Source organism: Nocardia sp. bgisy134 (assembly GCF_057708325.1).
In genome coordinates, this window is the sequence record NZ_JBYIRW010000003.1 from 440,097 (window position 1) to 458,281 (window position 18,185).

Here is an 18,185-nt window from a genome sequence, read left to right on the forward strand (position 1 = left end):
CTAATTCCTTTCGGAGACCACGGCCTGAGCCTCGGTGAGGAGGCGGTGCAGCGCGGCGGCGAGACCGCCGCCGCCGAGCGCCGCGAGCACGCCGGGCACCAGCCCGGCGAGGGAGACGTTGATGAGGACTTCCGGTGTCGCGGCTCCGCCCATGGCCTTGGCCACGGTCGTCAGCTTCGCGGCGAGATCGGCATAGGACACCCGGTGCGCACCGTGACTGAACGCGAGTTCGTCCGGCGCGAGAGCGGCTGCGGCGGAAATCAATTCGGGCAGTTCGGCGATCGTGACCGCGGGTGCGGCAGCGGGCCGCTGCTCACCTTCGGTGCGGATGTCGATGGCGCGAATCGCGATCGCCGGGTCCGCCGCGATCGCCGCGAGCACCAGCAGCAGCCGGTCGGCGTAGCGCTGGACCGTCGCGGCGTCGAAAATGTCGGTCGCGTAGCCGAATCGAAGCGCGAGCCCGTCCCGTTCACCCGCGGCGTCGAAGCGTTCGATGCCGGTGAGTTGCAGGTCGAACTTCGCCTCGTCCGGCGCGGGATCGAGCACTTCGACAGCGAGGCCGGGCAGTTCGACGCGGCCCGCGGGCATGTTCTGGAAGGTGAACATCACCTGGAACAGCGGAGAGTACGCGCCGGACCTGGCGCGGCCCATGGCCTCCACCACTTGCTCGAAGGGCAGGTCGGCGTGCGAGAGCGCGGCGAGGTCGCGATCCCTGGCCTGGCGAAGCAGATCGGCGAAGCCGGAGCGCGGTTCGATCTCGGTGCGCAGCACCACCGTGTTGACGAACATGCCGATCAGGTCGTCGAGTTCGGCCGCGCCGCGCCCGGCCACCGGGGCCCCGATGGTGATGTCGGCCGCGCCGGACAGCTTGGCCAGCAGCACAGCGAGTGCGCTGTGCATCAGGGTGAACAGCGTGGTCCCGTGGTCGCGCGCGATCCGCTCCAGCGTGCGGGTCAGCTCGGCGTCGACCGCGCAATCGATCGCGGCGCCGCGCATATCGCGGTGCGCCGGACGCGGGCGGTCGGTGGGCAACGCGAGCACTTCCGGCGCGCCCGCCAATTCCGTTGTCCAGTAGTCGAGTTGTCGTGCGTGCCAGCTCGCGGGATCGGCGGCGGAGCCGAGCAGCGCGCGCTGCCATTCGCTGTAGTCGCCGTACTGGACGGGCAGCGGCGCCCAGCCCGGTTCGCGGCCCGCCGCACGGTCGGCGTAGGCGCGGACCAGGTCCCTGGTCAGCGGCGCGATCGAGTAGCCGTCCGCGCAGATGTGGTGCAGCACGACGACCAGCACGTGCTCGTCGGCGGCGAGTTCGAACAGCGCGGCGCGGACAGGCGGCGCGACGGTGACGTCGAAACCGGCGGCAACGAATTTCGCAATTCGACCGTCGATCTCGCTGGGCTGCACTGGAATCGGCGTCGGATCGAACGGCACCGCGGCGGCGTCGAGCACATCCTGCACCGGGCCTTCTCCGGTGTCCGGATAGCGGGTGCGCAGCGCCTCGTGCCGTTCCAGGACGTCCCGCGCGGCCGCCGCCAGCGCCGCTCGGTCCGTTGCGCCGGTGAGCCGGATGGCGGCCGGGATGTTGTAGGCGGCCGAGTCCTGCGCGAGACGGTTCACCACCCACATGCGCTGCTGCGCGGGCGAGAGGCGGGCCGGGCGGGCGGTGTCGCGCCGTACCAGAGCCGGTCGTGCCTCGGCGTCGTCCTGGTCGGTCAGGCGCTGGGCCAGACGCGCGACGGTCGGCTCCTCGAACACCATGGCGACCGGAACCCGCACACCGAGTTCGGCGCCGAGACGGGCCGCGAGCTTGGTCGCGAGCAGCGAATTGCCGCCGAGCGCGAAGAAGTCGGTGTCGGCGCCGATCCGGCGGTCGGCCGTTGCCCCGTCGATCACCGCGGCGAAGGTGGCGGCGACCAGGCGCTCCAGGTCGGTGGCCGGGGCGCGGAAGGCGGCCTCCTCGAACACCGGCTCGGGCAGTTTCGCGCGGTCGACCTTCCCGTTGGCGTTGAGCGGCAGGGCGTCCAGCGCGACGAGGGCGGCGGGCACCATGTAGGTCGGCAGCCGCTTCGCCAGGCTCGCGCGCAGGTCCGCGGCGGACTCGGCGCAGCCGTCGGCCAGGACGACGTACGCGACCAGGCGCGCGCCTGCCCGCTCGTCCGCCTTGGCGACGGCCACCGCGGCCCGCACCTCCGGCAGCTTCAGCAGCGCGGTCTCCACCTCGCCGAGCTCTATGCGGAACCCGCCGATCTTGACCTGGAAATCGGCCCGCTCCAGGTACTCGAGATTGCCGTCGGCGCGCCACCGGACGATGTCGCCGGTGCGGTACATCCGCGCGGACGACTCGGCCGCGAACGGATCGGCCACGAACCGGTCCGCCGTGAGGCCGGGCCTGTGCTGGTAGCCGCGCGCCAATTGTGCACCCGCCAGGTACAGTTCGCCCGCGACGCCGACCGGGACCGGCTGTAGCCGGTCGTCCACCACGTACACCCGGCTGTTCCAGGCGGGCGTGCCGATCGGCACCGCCTGGCTCGGCCGCTCGGCCACCTCGTGCGCGGTGATCGACACCGCGGCCTCGGTCGGTCCGTAAAGGTTGTAGAGCCGCGCGCCACCGGCCGCCCGACCGAGGAACTCGGCGGCGGTCGCGGGCGGCAGCGCCTCACCGATGGCAAGTACCCGCCGCAGCCCGGCGGGCAGCGGTGCGTCCGGCGACGCCGCCAGCAGCATGCCGATCTGGGACGGCACCGCGTACAGCACGGTGACGCCGTGCCGTGCCATCAGCGCGCGCAGTCGATCCGGGTCGCGCTCGTCGCCGGGCCGGGTCACCACCAGCGCGCCGCCGGTGACCAGCGGGGACCAGAACTCCCACACCGAGAGATCGAAGGTGGCGGGCGTTTTCAGCAGCGTCCGGTCGGTCACGCCGAGCGTGAATCGCTCGCGCAGCCAGGCCAGCTGGTTGACGATCGCCGCGTGCGGCACGGTGACGCCCTTCGGCCGCCCGGTCGAACCGGACGTGAAGATGACGTACGCCGGATGCTCCGTGCGCAGCGGGCGGATCCGCTCGCTGTCCGCGACCGGGGCCGCCGAGAGGTGCGCCGCCACGAGCCGGTCCACCTCGAGGACGCGCACCGAGGTCTCGATCGGCATGCCGTCGGCCACGGTGGTGAGAGCGCAGACCGGTGCGGCGGTGTCGACGATGTAGGCGATGCGGTCGGCCGGGTGGTCCGGATCGACCGGCACGTAGGCGCCGCCCGCGCGGACCACCGCGTACATGGCGATCACCAGCTCGACCGACCGGCGCATGGCCAGCACGACGGTGCGCTCCGGGCCGACGCCCTGCCCGATCAACGCGCGCGCCAGCCGGTTCACCCGAGCGTCGAATTCGGCGTAGTTCAGAGACTTTCCGGTGTCGGCGTCGACGAGCGCCGGAGCGGCCGGGGTGTGCGCCGCCTGCCGGTCGACAAGATCGGCGAGGGTCAGCCGCTCGACCGAATGGGCGGTGGCGTTCCATTCGCCCAGCACACGCGCACGCTCGTCGCCGAGCAGGTCGAGGTCGCCGACCAGTGCGTCAGGCTGTGCGACAACGGATTCCAGCACGCTCTCGAGCAGGTCGATGATCCGCTCGGCGGTCGACGGCTCGAACAAGTCGGTGGCGTAGCCGAGGGTCAGCTGGATGCCCTCGGGCGTGCCGTCGGCGGCGTACCGGTCGACGGCGAACAGGTGCAGGTCGAATTGCGCTACGCCGTTGTCGAATTCGAGCTCGCGAACGGTTAGTCCCGGCAACCGCAGTTCGCCGCGCTCGTGATTCTGGAACGAGTAACCCACCTGGAAAAGCGGGTGTCGGGCGGTGGAGCGCTCCGGATTCAGCACCTCCACCAGTCGCTCGAACGGCACGTCGGCGTGTGAGAAGGCGGCGATGTCGGCGCCGCGAGCCTCGGTGAGCAGTTCGGCGAAGGACTGACCGCCCTCGACGCGGGTGCGCAGCACCAGGGTGTTGACGAACATGCCGATCACGTCGTCGAGTTCGGCCTCCCCACGCCCGGCCGTGGGCGTCCCGACGGCGATGTCGGCGACGCCGGACAGCCTGGCCAGCAACGCGGCGAAGGCGGCGTGCACGACCATGAACAGCGTCGCCCCGTGCGCGCGGCCGAGACCGACAAGCTGCTCGTGCAGCCGCGCCGGCACCAGCCGAGCCGTCTTCGCGCCGCGCAGGCTCTGCCGGACCGGGCGGGGACGATCGGTGGGCAGCGCGAGCTGATCAGGCAGACCGGCCAGCGCCTCGGTCCAATAGGCGATCTGCTCGGACGCGCGGGAGTCCGGATCGTCCTCGGCACCGAGCAGCCCCCGCTGCCACAGCGCGTAATCGGCGTACTGCACGGCCAGCGGTGACCAGCACGGCGCGCGGTCGTCCAGGCGCGCGGTGTATGCCGTCATCAGATCGCGCACGAACGGCGCGACCGATGACCCGTCGGCGGCGATGTGATGCAGCACGCCCGCGAGCACGACATCGTCGGAGCCGATGCGGAACAACCGCATTCGCAGCGGGATCTCGGTGGTGACGTCGAATGCGGTGCCCGCGAGATCCCGAACGCGCTGCGGCAGACGGTCTTCGGTGACATCCACCGGGTACAGTGCCGGAACGGCCTGCGCCGCAGGCAGAATTCGCTGCGTCGGCGCTCCGTCCAGCTCGGGGTAGGTGGTGCGCAGCGATTCGTGCCTGCCGATCACGTCGGCCAGCGCGGACTGGAGCGCGGGTACGTCCACGTCGCCGGTCAGCCGCAGCGCCAGCGGGATGTTGTAGGCGACGGACGCGCCGTCGAACCGGTTCAGGAACCACATCCGCCGCTGGGCGGGCGAGAGCGGCAGCGTCTGCGGTCGTGCGCCCGCCACCAGCGGCGGCCGCGCGGCTCCGGCCTCCCCCGCGCTCACGGTCGCCGCCAGCTCCGCGACTCGCGGCGACTCGAACAGCGCCCGCACGCCGACCGGCTTGCCGAGCGCCGCGCCGATCCGGGCGGCGGCCTTGGCGGCGAGCAGGGAGCTGCCGCCCAGCGCGAAGAAGTCGTCGTCGGCCCCGACCTGGCCCGCGGCCGAAAGACCGAGCACCTCGGCGTACACACCGGCGACGATCTCCTCGACGACCGTGCCGGGCTTGCGGTAGGTCGTCGCCGCGAAGACCGGGGCGGGCAGCGCGGCGCGATCGAGTTTGCCGTTGACCGTCAACGGGATTCGATCCAGCGCGACGACAGCGGCGGGCACCATGTGCTCGGGCAGCGTGCGCGCCAGCTCCCTGCGCAACGCGGCCGCGTCGAGCGAGCCGTCCGCGACGACGTAGGCGACGATCCGCGCCTCGTCCACCAGATCGGTCCGCACCACCACCGCGGCCTCGGTGACCGCACCGGTGTCGAGCACGGCCGCCTCGATCTCGCCGAGCTCGATGCGGAACCCGCGCAGGTTCACCTGCTGGTCGGCGCGGCCGAGGTACTCCAGCTCGCCGTCGGCGGTCCAGCGCGCCAGATCGCCGGAGCGGTAGGCGCGCGAACCGTCGGCCGCGTAGGGATCGGCGACGAAACGGCTCGCGGTGAGCGCCGCCCGGCCCAGGTAGCCGCGAGCCAGCTGACCGCCGGAGACATAGATCTCGCCCGGCACCCCGACCGGCACCGGCCGCAGCCGCGCGTCGAGCACCCGCACCGTGAGCCCGGGAATCGCGCCGCCGATCACGCTCGCCGACCCCGTGCCCGGCTCGATCGGGCGGTACGACACATGCACCGTGGTCTCGGTGATGCCGTACATGTTCACCAGGCGCGGGCCGTCGGGATAGCGCGCGAACCACCCGGCCAGCCGCTGCGGTTCCAGCGCCTCACCGCCGAAAATCACGTGGCGCAGGGCAAATTCGGCGGGATCGACCGCGGCGTCGGCCGCCATGAGCTGATAGAACGCCGACGGCGTCTGGTTCAGCACCGTCACCGCCCGCTCGACGAGCAGACGGCGGAACTGCTCCGGCGATCGCGACGTGAAGTAGTCCACCACCACGAGTTCGCCGCCGAACAGCAGCGCGCCCCACAGCTCCCACACCGAGAAGTCGAAGGCGTAGGAGTGGAACATGGTCCACACGTCCGAGGGCCCGAACTCGAACCGGCGCCGGGTGTTGTCGAGCAGCCTGAGCACGTTGCGGTGCGGTACGGCAACGCCTTTCGGCCTGCCGGTGGAACCGGAGGTGTAGATGACGTACGCGGTGTGCGCCGGATGCAGCGGGGCCCGCCGGTCGGCGTCGGTGAGCGGCTCGGCGCTCACCGACGCGAGGTCGGCCGCCACATCGAGTACCGGGCCGCCGAACCAGTCGCGCGGCAGGCCCGTCGCGGCGGAGCTGACGGCGCAGACCGGCCGGGCGTCGTCGATCATGTACTCGATGCGATCGGCCGGGTAGTCGGGGTCGATCGGCAGGTAGCCACCGCCCGCCTCGAGCACGGCGAGCAGCGCGACGATCAGCTCGACCGATCGCGGCAGCGCCACCGCCACCAGGGTTTCCGGCCCGACGCCCGCGGCGATCAGCCGCCGGGCCAGTCGGTTGGCCCTGGCCGTCAGCTCGCGGTAGGTCACGACCTCTTCGCCCGCGCGCACCGCGACGGCGGTCGGATCGAGCGCTGCGGCGCAACGGAAGCGGTCTATCAGCGTCTCGTCGGCGGCGGCCAGGTCCGGGCCGGTGCTCGCCCATTCGACCAGCGCGCGGCGCTGTTCCTCCGCGGAGAGCAGCTGGATGTCGCCGACCGCGACCGTCGCGTCCGCGGCGACCGCCGCCAGCACCTGGGTGAACCGGCGGGCCAGCACCGCCACCGTTTCGCAGTCGAAAAGATCTGTGGCGTAGGTGATCTCGATGTCGATGCCGTCGGCGCGGCCGTCCGAATCGTCGGCAGCCACCACGGTGAACTGTAGATCGAATTCGGCGCCGACCGCGTCCAGCTCGACCGGCCGCACCCGAAGCCCGGCCAGCTCGAGCACGGGCACGGTGAAATTCTGCATGGTGAGTGCGACCTGGAAGAGCGGGTGGCGGTTGCGCGCGCGGTGCGGCGCGAGCAGCTCGACCAGCCGCTCGAAGGGCAGGTCGGCGTGCGCGAGCGCCTCCAGGTCGCGGGAACGCACGTCGTCGAGGACGGTCTCGAACCGCGCCCGCGGGTCGATCCGGCTGCGCAGCACCAAGGTGTTGACGAACATGCCTACCAAGCCGTCGAGTTCGGCCTCGCCGCGTCCGGCCACCGGGGTGCCGATGGCGATGTCCGCACTCCCCGACAACCGCGCGAGCAGTACGGCCAGCGCGGCGTGCACGGTGCTGAACAGCGTGGTCTCCCGCTTGCGCGCGAGTTCGCGCAGCTCGCTGTGCAGGTCGGAATCGATGCGCAGCCGGTGGGTCGCGCCGCGATGGGTGGACACGGCCGGGCGCGGCCGGTCGGCGGGCAGCTCCAGCTGTTCGGGCAGGCCGTCGAGCGTGCGACGCCAGAACTCCAGCTGACGGTGCGCGCGCGACTCGGGATCGTCGGCGGCGCCGAGGATTTCGGCCTGCCACAGGGTGTAGTCGGCGTACTGGATGGGCAGCGGAGTCCAGTCCGGCGCGCCGCCGTCGCGACGGGCGGCGTAGGCGGTCATGAGGTCGGCGGCCAGCGGACCGAGCGAGAATCCGTCGGCCGAGATGTGGTGCAACACGAGCAGGAGCACGTGCTCCACCGATTCGGCGCCGGTGAGCGCGAACAGGTGGGCGCGCAGCGGGGTCTCTTCGGTGAGATCGAAAGTGACCGCGGCGCAGGCGGCGAGGCGTTCGGTCAGCGCCGATTCCGCGACCCGCTCCTGGCGCAGCACCGGAGCCCGGCGCGGCAGGACCACTTGCTCGGCGCCGTCGGGTCCGGCCGGGTACACGGTGCGCAGCGACTCGTGCCTGGCGATGACGTCGCCGAGCGCGGCCTCCAGCGCCGGGACGTCGAGGTCACCGCCGAGCCGCAGCGCGACCGGGATGTTGTCGACCGCGTCGCCCGGCCCATCGGCGTCGGCGAGGAAACGGTTCAGGAACCAGATGCGCTGTTGCGCGGGCGAGAGCGGCAATCGCTCGGGCCGCGGGCGGTGGGTCGGCGCCGGCCTGCCGCCACGGCCGCGCAACGCTTCGGCCCGCGTCGCCATAGCGTGCACCCTGGGCGCGTCGAAGAGCAGCCGCACCGGCAGCTGGGTGTCCAGCGCCGCGCCGAGCCGGGCCGCCACCCTGGTGGCGGTGAGCGAATTGCCGCCGAGCGCGAAGAAGTCGTCGTCGAGCCCGACGCGCGGCACGCCAAGCACATCGGCGAATACGCGCGCGACGAGCTGCTGTGCGGGTGTCACCGGCGCGCGGAACGCCGCCGCCTCGAGCACCGGCGCGGGCAGGGCCTTACGATCGAGCTTGCCGGAGGCGTTGAGCGGGAACTCCTCCAGCGAGACGAACGCCGAGGGCACCATATACGCCGGTATGCGCTGTGACAGAGCTGCTTTCACCGAATCTATGTCGATGGCCGACTCCGGCGCGGCGATCAGGTACGCGACGAGCTGCGTACCGTCTCGCACCACGACGACGGCCTGGTCGATCTCCGGCAGCGCGATCAGGGCGGCCTCGATCTCGCCGAGCTCGATGCGCAGACCGCGCAGCTTCACCTGGAAATCGGTGCGGCCCAGGTACTCCAGCTCACCCGTCGCCCAGCCACCCATCGAATCGCTTCGCGATGCGGGAAGCCATCGGACGAGATCGCCGGTGCGGTACATGCGCTCGGCGCTGGCGAACGGATTGGCCACGAAGCGATCCGCGGTGAGATCCGGCCGCCGCGCATACCCGCGCGCCAGCTGCGCGCCCGCGAGGTACAGCTCGCCCGGCACGCCGACCGGCACCGGCCGCAGCCGCGAATCCAGTACGTACACCCGGGTGTTGGCCACCGGGACGCCGATCGGCACGCTGTCGGTGTCCGCGTCGACCACCTCGTGGTAGGTGACGTCGACGGCCGCCTCGGTCGGGCCGTACAGGTTGTGCAGCCGCGCTCCGGTCAGCGCGCGCAGCCGCTGCGCGGGTCCCGGCACCAGCGCCTCGCCGGAGGCGAACACCATGCGCAGCGAATCGCACTGCGCCACCGCGTGTTCCGCGACAAACACCGCCAGCATCGAGGGCACGAAATGCGCCACCGACACCCGTTCCCGGATGATCAGCTCGGCGAGATAGCGCGGATCGCGGTGCCCGTCCGGGCGCGCCACCGCCAGACGGGCGCCGATCTGCAACGGCCAGAAGAACTCCCACACCGACACGTCGAACGTCGCGGGCGTCTTCTGCAACACGACGTCCTCGGCGGTGAGCCCGTATTCGGACTGCATCCACAGCAGCCGGTTCACGATCGCCGCGTGCGACACCGCGACACCCTTGGGCATACCGGTGGACCCGGAGGTGAACAGGACGTAGGCCGCGTTGCCCGGGCCGAGCGCACCGAGCCGATCCGCGTCGGTGAGCGGGGCGTCGGAGTAGTCGGAGGTGTCGAACTGGTCGACATCCAGCACCGCCCACACCCGCGCACCGCCCTCGGACGACGCGAGATCCAGGCCGTCGCCGGTGCGGCTGAGCACACACACCGGCCGCGCACCGCGCAACACGTGCTCGATGCGCTCGGCGGGATGGTCGGGATCCACCGGGACGTACGCGCCGCCCGCCGTGATCACCGCGTACATCGCGACGACCAGATCCAGCGAGCGCCGCATGCCGATCGCCACGGTGCGCTCCGGCCGCACGCCGATGGACACCAGCAGCCGCGCCAACCGGTTGACCCGGCCCGCGAACTCGCCATAGGTGAGCGTCGCGTAGCGACTCGATGTGGGGTGGTGGTCGGGCGACGGGTGGGCCGCCGACTCGTCCTCGAAGGTCACCGCGATGGCGCCGGGGGTCCGCCGTGCCTGCGCCTCGAACAGCGACACCAAGGTCGCCACGGGGCCGAGGGCGCGTGCGGTGGCGTTCCACGTGCCGAGCAACTGGGTGCGTTCGGCGGCAGACAGCGTATCGATGTCGCCGACGAGCACGGCGGGATCGGCGCAGACCTCGTCGAGCACCCGCTCGAGCCGGGCCGCGAACGAGGCGACGGTGTCGGCGTCGAACAGGTCGGTCGCGTACTCGAAGACGGCGTCGATGCCGTCCGCCGTCTCGGCGAGCGTGAGCTGGAGATCGAATTTCGCGGTGTGCGTGTCGATGTCGAGTTCGCCGACGTGCAGGTCGGCCAGCTCGACGGTCGCGCTCGCGGTGTTCTGGAAGTCCAGCATCACCTGGAACAGCGGGTGCCTTGCCGCCGATCGCTCGGGGTCGAGCACTTCGACGAGCCGCTCGAACGGCACGTCGCCGTGGGCGAACGCGCGCAGGTCGCCGTCGCGCACGGCCGCGACCAGCTCGGCGAAGGTGCGTTCGGGTCGCACGTCGGCGCGCAGCACCAGGGTGTTGACGAACATGCCGACGAGGTCGTCGAGCGCCTGCTCGCCGCGGCCCGCGACCGGGGTGCCGATCGCGATGTCCCGCTGACCGGAGAGCTTCGCCAGCATCGCCGCGACGGCCGCGTGCAGCACCATGAACAGCGACGTATTGGCTGACTCGGCGATCTCGCGCAGCCGTCGGTGGGTCGCGGCGGGAATTCGGAAGGCGTGCCGTGCTCCGCGTCCCGAGGCGGCGGCGGGGCGGGGCCGGTCGGCGGGCAGGGCGAGCAGGTCCGGCAGGTCGGCCAATTCGGCGGACCAGAACCGCAGCTGCTCGGCCATCAGCGAGTCGGGATCGTCCTCGGAGCCGAGGATTCGGCGCTGCCACAGCGTGTAGTCGGCGTACTGCACCGGAAGGGGCGACCAGTCCGGCGCGTTTCCTGCGCGCCGAGAAGAGTAGGCGCGCAGCAGGTCCCGCGTGAACGGCGCGATGGACCAGCCGTCCGCGGCGATGTGGTGCAGCGACACGACGAGCACGTGCTCGACATCGGAGCGGCGCAGCAGCGTCAGGCGCACCGGCGGAGCCTGCGTCACGGCGAAAGGCATTGCGGCGAGCGCGCGTACCCGGTCGAGCACCTCGTCGGTCTCGTCGACGATCTCCAGGACCGGGCCGCGGTCCGCGGGAAGGACCTCTTGGCGCGCCGATCCGTCGACGGCGGGGTACCGGGTGCGCAGCGCCTCGTGCCTGACGACGACGTCGGTGACGGCGGCGGCCAGCGCCGTCCGGTCCAGCGGACCGGTGAGCCGGACCGCGGCAGTCAGATTGTTCGCCGTGGATGTCGCGTCGAACTGGTTCAGGAACCACATCCGCTGCTGCGCGTAGGAGAGCGGCACGATCGCCGGGCGCTCCGTGGCGACCAGCGGCTGACGGATGCGCGCGGTCGGCGCGCCCGCCAACTCCGCGGCGAGCGCGACCACGGTCGGGTGTTCGAAGAGCAGCCGCACCGGCACGTCGGCCCGCAGCCGGGCGGCCAGCCGCGCGGCGATTCGGGTGGCCACCAACGAGTTTCCGCCGACGGCGAAGAAGTCGTCGTCGAGACCGACCCGGTCGAGTCCGAGCACCTCGGCGAACACCTCGGCCACCGCGCGCTCGGCCTCGGTGACCGGGGCGCGGAATTCCTTGGCCGCCAACACCGGATCGGGCAGCGCCTTGCGGTCCAGCTTGCCCGAGCTGGTCAGCGGCATGGCCGCCAGCGCGACATAGGCGGAGGGCACCATGTAGGAAGGCAGTGTGGCGCGCAGCCTGCCTGCCAACACCGCGGCCACCTCGGTCTCGGGGAGGTCGGTCACCACGTACGCCACCAGCAGCTCACCGGCCGGATGGGCGAAGACGCGCACCGCGGCGGCGCGCACATCGGGGGCGAGCAGCGCCGCCTCGATCTCGCCGAGCTCGATGCGCTGACCGCGCAGTTTCACCTGGAAGTCGCTGCGTCCCAGGTATTCCAGTTGTCCGTCCCGGTTCCGCCGAACCAGATCGCCGGTGCGGTACATGCGCGCGCCCGCAGGACCGTAGGGATCGGCGACGAATCGTTCGGCGCTGAGCTCAGGGCGGCCGTGATAGCCGCGCGCGAGCTGCACCCCGGACAGGTACAGCTCGCCCACCACCGTTTCCGGCACCGGGCGCAGCCGGCTGTCCAGCACCAGCACGCGGCTGGCGCGCACCGGTCGCCCGATCGGCGTCGGACCCGGGGTCGCGGTCACCGGCGCGTGCGTGGCGTGCACCGTGAATTCGGTCGGACCGTAGAGATTGTGCAGTTCGGCGCCGCTCACGGCGGCGAATTCCGCGGCCGCTTCGCCGGTCATCGCCTCGCCCGCGACGAAGACGGCGCGCAGGGTGGCGATCGACGCGGCGGGCGCGGCGGCGGCGAACACCGTGAGCATCGAGGGCACGAAGGACGTCATCGTGACGCCGTGCGCCGCGATGGTCGCGGCGAGATAGGCGCTGTCGCGGTGTCCCTCGTGCGCGGCGACCACCAGGCGCGCGCCGCTCGTCAACGGCGCGAACAGTTCCCAGACCGAGACGTCGAAGGTCGCGGGAGTCTTGAACAGCACGACGTCGGCGGGGCCGACGCCGTATTCGCCGACGATCCAGCGCACCTGGTTCGCCACCGAGTCATGCTGCACCGCAACGCCTTTCGGGCGGCCGGTCGACCCGGAGGTGAAGATCACGTACGCGGTGTTGGCGGCGCGCAGCGGGCGCAGGCGTTCCTCGTCGAGCACTGCGGCGTCCGCGTAGCCCGACAGATCGAGCGCGTCCACCTCGAGGACCGGCGGCGCGCCCTCCGACGTCACCGCCCATCCGTCGGAGGACCGGGTGAGCACGCACACCGCACGGGCGGAGGACAGCACGTGGGCGAGCCGCGACGCGGGCTGATCCGGATCGACGGGAACGTATCCGCCGCCTGCTGTCAGCGCCGCGTAGGCGGCGAGCACGAAGTCGGCGCTGCGCCGCATCCCGAGCACCACCAGCGTCTCCGGGCCGACACCGGCATCGATGAGACGCCGAGCCAGCCGATGCACCCCCGCCGCGAATGCCGCGTAGGTCAGCGTGTGGTCGCCGTCGATCACCGCGACGGCATCGGGGGTGCGGCGGACCTGCGCTTCGAACGCCGCGAGCACGGTGCCCGCCGCGACCGGCTCCCCCGCTGCGGCCGACTCTCCCGCCGAGCCCGGCTCGATCGCCCGGCCCAGCTCCACCGCCCAACCCAGTTCGGCGGTGTCCAGCAGCGGCAGATCGCCGACCGCCGTGTCCGTGTCGCTCGTCAGCGCCTCGAGCACGCGCAGATACCAGCGCGCGAAGTCGGCGACGGTGGCCTCGTCGAAGAGATCTGTGGTGTAGGTGAATTCGGCCGGGACCCCCGCCGGTGCCGAACCTTCCCCGAGTCCGGCACCGGCGAAGCCTGCGGTGACCGTGAGCTGGAGATCGAACTTGGTCACCCCGGTGTCCAGGGTACCGGTGCGAACCGACATACCGGGGAGTTCGAATCGGATGTCGGCGGCGTTGTCGACCGAGAGCAACACCTGGAAGAGCGGATGCCTGGCCTGCGAGCGCGGCGGGTTCAGCGCGTCGACCACCTGCTCGAACGGAACCTGCGCGTGCCCGAAGGCGGCGAGGTCCGTCGCGCGCACCGCGGCGAGCAGTTCCGCGCCGGTCGCCGCGGCGTCGATCCGGGTGCGCAGCACCAGGGTGTTGACGAACATGCCGATCATGTCGTCGAGTTCGCGTTCGCCGCGCCCGGCGACCGGCGTGCCGACCACGATGTCGTCGCCGCCGGTCAGTCGTGCGAGCAGCAGCGCGAGCGCGGCGTGCAGGACCATGAACTCGGAGAGCCCGGTGGCCCGCGCGGTCGCGGTGACGCGCGCGACCACCGCGGTGGGCACCTCGAAGCGGTACGCCGCGCCGCGTCCGGTAGCGATCGCGGGGCGCGGCCGATCGGCGGGCAGCTCCAGCAGATCCGGTGCGCCTGCCAGCGTCTCGGTCCAATAGGCCAGTTGACGGGCCAGCGGCGCGTCCGGGTCGGATGCCGCGCCGAGCGCCTCCCGCTGCCACAGGCCGTAGTCGGCGTACTGCACCGCGAGCGGAGACCAGTCCGGCGTCCCGCCCGCCCGGCGAGCGGCATAGGCCGTCATCACGTCGCGGGCCAACACGCGCAGCGAAAGCCCGTCCGCCGCGATGTGATGCAGCACGAGGGCCAGGGCGTAGCCGTCGGAGTCGACGGCGAACAGCCGCGCGCGCAACGGGATCTCGCACTCCAGGTCGAAGCCGGTGGCGGCGAATCCGGCCAGCGCCGCGTCCAGCTCGGCCGCGCCGATCGGCTCGGTTGCGCCGAGCACCGCGACCTCGTCGGCGGACAACACGATCTGCTGCGCAGGGACATCGTGGTCCGGCTCGTCGAGCACGGCGGGGAACACGGTGCGCAGCACCTCGTGCCGCGCCACCACGTCGCCGATCGCCCGCCGCAGCGCGGTCACGTCCACCTCGCCGCGCAGCCGCGCCACGAACGGCATGTTGTAGTCGGCGGAGCGTTCGAAGCGGTTCAGGAACCAGATCCGCTGCTGCGCGGGAGAAAGCGGAACCAGCGGCGGCCGCGGTACCACCCGCAGCCTGCGGGGCGCGGACGCGCCGCCGGTTCCGCCCGCCCGCTCGATCAGTTCCGCGAGATCGGACACCGTGGTGGCGGTGAACAATTCGCGGACTCCGAGCGGGCAGCCCAGGTCGGCGGCCAGCCGGGCGGTCACCTGCGTGGCCACCAGGCTGTTGCCGCCGAGTGCGAAGAAGTCGTCGTCGCGGCCGACCGACGCGCGGCCGAGCACCTCGCCGAACACGCGGGCGACCGCCTGCTCGACTTCGGTGACCGGCGCGTGGTATTCGGCGCTGCGCCGCGGCGGCGCGGGCAGGGCCGCGCGGTCCAATTTGCCCGACGCGTTGACCGGGAGGGCGTCGAGAACCACGTAGGCCGCGGGCACCATGTAGCCGGGCAGCGATCCCGCCGCCGCGGCCCGCAGCTGTTCGGGCCGCACGGTGCCGGGCTCGGACTCCACCGCGTACGCCACCAGCTGTTCGCCGGCGCCCGCGGCGTCGCGCACCACGACGACGGCGCGCACCACCGAGTCGACCGTGCCTAGCACCGCCTCGATCTCGCCGAGCTCGATGCGCAGGCCGCGCAGCTTCACCTGGAAATCGGTGCGACCCAGGTATTCCAGTTCGCCGTTGGTGGTCCAGCGCACCAGGTCACCGGTGCGATACATCCGGTCGCCCGGCGCCGCGGGCCCGTCCTGGCCCGCGAACGGGTCGGCGAGGAAACGCGCGGCCGTCAGGCCGGGCCTGGCGACATAACCCCGGGCGAGCTGTACCCCCGACAGATACAGCTCACCCGGAGCCCCGACCGGCACCGGCCGCAGCCGGGAATCGAGCACATAGAGCCGAGTGTTGAACACCGGCGCTCCGATCGGCACCGAGAGGGTATCGGTATCGGTCACCTCGTGAAAGGTGACGTCCACCGCAGCCTCGGTGGGACCGTACAGGTTGTGCAGCCGGGCGCCGGTCAGCACCCGCATCCGCTGGGCCAGCGCGGCGGGCAGCGCCTCACCGGAAGCGAAGACCGAGCGAAGCGTGGAATCGCGCGCGATGTCCTGATGCGCCAGAAAGGCTTCCAGCATCGACGGCACGAAATGCGCGGTGGTGACGCCATATTCGGCGATGACTTCGCGCAGGTAGGCCGGGTCGCGATGGCCGTCGGGCTGCGCGAGCACCAATGTGGCACCGATCTGCAAGGGCCAGAAGAACTCCCACACCGACACGTCGAACGTCGCGGGGGTCTTTTGCAGCACCACGTCGGCCGCGGTCAGCCGATAGGTCTCCTGCATCCACACCAATCGGTTCACGATGGCCTCGTGGGTCACCACCACGCCCTTGGGCTTGCCGGTGGAACCGGAGGTGAAGATCACATACGCGGGGTGGTCCTGCCGCAGCGCGGCGGTGCGCTCGCGCTCCCAGACCGGACCGTCCGGATATCCGCGCTGCTCCAGGCGATCCAGCCGCACCACCGGCACGTCGACCGCGAGGTCCTCGGCGGTGAGGACACAGGCGGGCCGGGCGGTGGCCAGGATGTGCGCGGTGCGATCGGCCGGGTGGTCCGGGTCCAGCGGCACGTAGGCCGCGCCCGCCGTGAGTACCGCGTACATGGCGACGACCAGCTCGGGCGACCTGCGCAGGTGCAGGGCGACCAGGGTCTCCGGTCCGACACCGCGCTCGATCAGACACCTGGCCAGCCGGTTCACCTCGGCGGCCAGTTGGCGGTAGGTCAGCGTGGCGTCCGGTGCGTCGGCCCCGCGCAGCGCAACGTCCCCGCGCAGCGCAACGTCCCCGCGCAGCGCAACGTCCCAGCGCAGCGCGACCGCGTCCGGGGTTCGGGCCGTCTGCGCCTCGAACATCGCCACCAGCGTCGCGGCGGAGTGCGCGCCCGGCGCACGGGTGGCGACAAGCGCCTCGACATCGCAGCCGGTGGCGTTCCATATTCGGGTGCTGACCTCGATCTCCAGCTCGGTCGCCACATCGATCGCGGCCATCGGCGCGTCCAGGTCCGCGGCGACCAGCCGCTCCAGGTACTGCACGAAACGGGCGTGATGGCGGGCCAGGTCGTCGGCCGCGTAGAGGTTCGGGTTCGCCTCGAAATCGACGTGCACGCGGTCGCGTTCGCCGTAGTAGACGTTCAGGCTCAGGTCCTCCACCGGTCCGGTGGACAGCACGTGGTACCGGCCCGTCGTGGTGCCGAGCGTCAGGTCGCTGCGGAACAGCATGATGTTGGCCAGCGGGCCGAACAACGCGCGCCGGGCCGGGCGGCCGTCGTGGTCGGCGTCGCGGCGAATGTCCTCGTGCCGGTACCGCTGGTGCCGCAGCGCCCCGGCGACCTCGACGCGGGTGGCGCGCAACAGGTCACCCCAGGTAGCCGCGCCCAGCGACATCCGCAGCGGCACGATGTTGGAGAGCATGCCCGCCGAGCGCCGCATCACGGCGGTGGTGCGCGCGGTGACCGGCAGACTCAGCACCACGTCGTCGCGGTCGGTCAGGCGGCCGAGGTATCCGGCGAAGGCCGCGAGAAGCACCACCGCGATCGTCGAATCCTGGCTCTCGGCAACGGTGTTCATTCGATCGACCAGCTCGTCGGGCAGGCCGCGTCCGACGATCAGGTTGCTCGCCGCGCGCGGGGCGGTGCGCGGGTCCAGGCTGGTCACGCCGTCGAGCCCGGCCACCCGCTCGGCCCAGTGGGCGCGGTCGGTCGCGTAGCGCCCGCTCTCGCGGTAGGCGATCTCGCCCTCGACGAGCGTCTCCAGGCTGCCCGGCCGGATGGCTTCCGGCTCCGCGCCGAGCACCCGCGCGGTGTACCGCTCGGCCACCCGTATGGTGTTGGTCAGCGCGCCGTAGCCGTCGAGCACGATGTGGTGGGCGCGCAGGTACCAGAAGTAGCGTCGATCGGCGATGCGCAGCACCGCGCCCGCGAACAGCCTGTCGCGCACCAGATCCACCGGGGCGCAGGCATCGGCGCGCATCCACTCCGTGGCGGCGGCCACCGGGTCGGCGTGCGAGCGAAAGTCGATCAGTGGGATGTCGATGGACAGTTCGGTGTCGACGCACTGATACGGCGTGCCGCCCTCCTCGCCGAGCCGCACCAGCGTGGACCCGTAGTCGAGCGCCGCCGCGCGCGAAACCTCCTGCAGCAGTGCCGCATCCAGCTCGCCCTGCACGTCGACGTACTGCGCGACATTGATCGGGACCTGGGGCTCGAGCAGCTGCGCGTACCAGAGGCCGAGCTGCGCGGGAGCGAGCGGAAACGATGTGAGGGACGGTGTATGGCTCGCCGCGTTCCCGTTCGGCCGCGCGCTGAACCCACCCAACTCCGTACCGTGCACCAGAGCCTCCTCGTTAAGCGAAAGAACAGCTGGCCGAAGGCTTTTGGGCAGCACGAAGAAACCCCCGGCGGGTGGGTCCTCCGACCCGACGCCTGGCATCGGCGCCACTACAGGCGATTCGGCGAGAGCGCGACGGTGACGACGTCACCCGCGCGAGATCCAACAAATTGGTGAGACGAGATCGGCGGCCGGAGCCGCCGTGCCTAACTCTTGATCGTTCCTCCAACTCCACTGCCGGGGGACTCGGTCCACGCCCCCGGTGGTGTTTCCTACGTCAC

1 protein-coding gene is annotated in these 18,185 nt (G+C 71.8%); it reads right to left on the bottom strand.

Translation table 11 applies throughout. The features are described 5' to 3' along the window. Positions 1-17,907 carry a non-ribosomal peptide synthase/polyketide synthase gene (locus AC3ERS_RS08525; RefSeq protein WP_431965237.1) on the bottom strand — a complete coding sequence of 5,969 codons (17,907 nt, stop codon included), beginning with the start codon at positions 17,905-17,907 and terminating at the stop codon, positions 1-3. Positions 17,908-18,185 lie beyond the last annotated feature (278 nt).